Consider the following 2,038-nt stretch of genomic DNA (forward strand, 5'->3'; position numbering starts at 1 on the left):
AAATATGTAATAGTTGACATATTGATTTTGTTATGTAAAATTAAATTAGAATATTACATATAACATTTAGTTATATTTAAGATTTAAGTATTCAAACCAAAATAAATGGTTTCTTCGCAGGAAACTTTAAATATAAATAAATGTTTTTATTTTGCATTTATATTTATATTCATTTTTAATTATATTTTTCAATTAATTTGTTAATTATTTTTAATTTATTTTCAGCATTTATAATTATTTAAAGTTTTAAACTATATGAAACCTTTATTTACTTAATTAAGTGAAGAAAGGAGTACTTTATTATGTATAAAGTATTATTAGCTCAAATTGATTTTAACCATCAAATGGATAGTAAAGAAAAAGATGGTGAAAAAAATGATAATAAAGGTTTATTTTTTGATATCTTTACCTTTATGCAACTTGATGAAGATGATATGCCAATGCCAGACGAATATATAATTTCGTGGGTTTGAAAAGAAAGTAAATTGGCTAATGAATTACCAGAAATGAAAAAAGGTAATTATTATTTAATTGATATTAAATTTCCGGTTGTCACTGATAGAAAAACAGGAAGAAAATATAACAAAGTAAGTGTTGTTAAAGTTGTTCCTTATGATAGACAACAAGATTTTATTAATAAATATTCTAATAATTCAGCAATAACAGAAAGCAATAGTTAATATGCAACAACAATTATGTATCATTTGTATTAATGATACTGTTTGAGAAAATGGGTCTCGTTATTGTTGAAATTGTGTTAATAAAAATGTTGTTTTAATTAATCAATGTTATTCTAGGTTAGATAATGACTAAGAAAAAAATAGATTGTTATTTATGTAATAGACAAGATATTATTTGTCCTAAACATAAAAAAATTATTAAGGTTAAATAATGACAAAGAATAAAGATAAATTGATTGTTAAATTAGAGGAATTAATGTTAAGGTCATATTTGGTTTCAACAGATGAAATTACTAACGAGCGATGAAAAGTAGTAAAGGAAAATTGGAATGAAAATTAAAGTATTAAATTTTTTAAAAAATAATTGATGAAAAATTTTAATTCATATTTTATGAATTATTTTTGGGGCATTATTAATACCTGCTTGTGTTGATGTTAAAGAATTAGAATTATTTTTAAAAAAATTCGGTTTAATAGCAATTTTAATGGATGTTGGATATTTAATGTTTTGAACATTAATAGGTTCTTATATTGTTCAATTAATTTTATGAATTAAAAATAAAGTTAATAATAGAAAAAATGAAAAGGAGGCTGATTAATTTGGAATATGTATCAGCAGGTATTTTAATATTTTTTATGGTGCCGATTTGTGCTTATTTTATTGCTGGAATTATAAAAATTATTAAAGAAAAAGAAACATCAATAATTTTAAGACAAAGTAAAAAAATTCGAAAATTAAAAGTTGAATTGGAAAAAAGAAAACAAAAGGAGGTTAAATAATATGATTACATTTTTATATATTATGGTGTTTATTACATTATTTTTGGTTTTAATATTTTATATTGCTGATAGCATTGTAGCGTTTAAACATCGCAAAGAAATTAAAAATAATCGTGGAATTATTAAATCGAACAAATAAGACAACAAAAAGTTATTAATTATTAATAAAATTTAATTAGTAATATTTTATATTACTTTTTAACTTTTTAGGGGTTAAAAATATTGATACTAGTTATTAATTTAGAAAGGAAAATATATTTTATGGATGCAGGTACAACAGGAATTATTAAAGCGATTGAGGGTTGAGCCGGAACGCTTGCTAAATGAGCCGGAGGTTTTACAACTTGATTTTTAGCCTTTTTGGGTGCAAACGCTATTTTAATTATTCCGATTGTATTAATGTTCGTTGTTTTAGGGATTGAAACCTTGCGAAAATTAATACACGGATATTAGTAGTTTTTAACCCCTAAAAAGTTAAAAAGTATTGAATATTACTGAAAAGAAAGGAATAAATAAAATGTTAGAAAAAAGTGTCTTTGATATTTATATTGAATTTATGCAGATTATATTTGGTGTAG

The 2,038-nt window shown here is 22.2% G+C and carries 7 protein-coding genes; all 7 read left to right on the forward strand.

Annotated elements, in window-relative coordinates; all coding sequences use genetic code 4:
- Window positions 1-302: 302 nt before the first annotated feature.
- The 7 genes from C6B38_RS02565 to C6B38_RS02580 all read left to right on the forward strand — a co-directional run bounded on the left by C6B38_RS02565 (window position 303) and on the right by C6B38_RS02580 (window position 1,913).
- Window positions 303-680 (forward strand): hypothetical protein, encoded by a 378-nt coding sequence (locus tag C6B38_RS02565; RefSeq protein WP_105298540.1) that lies wholly within the window; start codon window positions 303-305, stop codon window positions 678-680.
- Between the two features lies 1 nt (window position 681).
- Window positions 682-813 (forward strand): hypothetical protein, encoded by a 132-nt coding sequence (locus C6B38_RS11825; protein ID WP_255401055.1) that lies wholly within the window; start codon window positions 682-684, stop codon window positions 811-813.
- 78 nt (window positions 814-891) lie between these two features.
- The gene (locus C6B38_RS11830) at window positions 892-1,020 is read left to right on the forward strand and encodes a hypothetical protein (RefSeq protein ID WP_255401056.1); all 129 of its coding nucleotides are present in this window, start codon (window positions 892-894) and stop codon (window positions 1,018-1,020) included.
- A complete protein-coding gene (locus C6B38_RS02570) occupies window positions 1,010-1,279 on the forward strand; it encodes a hypothetical protein (RefSeq protein ID WP_105298541.1) in 270 nt (89 codons plus the stop codon). The genes C6B38_RS11830 and C6B38_RS02570 overlap by 11 nt, the downstream gene beginning before the upstream one ends.
- 1 nt (window position 1,280) lies before the next feature.
- Window positions 1,281-1,460, forward strand: coding sequence for a hypothetical protein (locus C6B38_RS02575; protein WP_105298542.1), 180 nt, complete (start codon window positions 1,281-1,283; stop codon window positions 1,458-1,460).
- Between the two features lies 1 nt (window position 1,461).
- The gene (locus tag C6B38_RS09710) at window positions 1,462-1,599 is read left to right on the forward strand and encodes a hypothetical protein (protein WP_162475821.1); all 138 of its coding nucleotides are present in this window, start codon (window positions 1,462-1,464) and stop codon (window positions 1,597-1,599) included.
- Between the two features lie 122 nt (window positions 1,600-1,721).
- Window positions 1,722-1,913: a hypothetical protein gene (locus tag C6B38_RS02580; protein ID WP_105298543.1), complete on the forward strand. Its 192-nt coding sequence runs from the start codon at window positions 1,722-1,724 to the stop codon at window positions 1,911-1,913.
- Window positions 1,914-2,038: the final 125 nt, after the last annotated feature.

Origin of the sequence: Spiroplasma sp. ChiS, from assembly GCF_002968355.1 — a bacterium.
GTDB lineage: Bacteria > Bacillota_I > Bacilli_A > Mycoplasmatales > Mycoplasmataceae > Spiroplasma > Spiroplasma citri.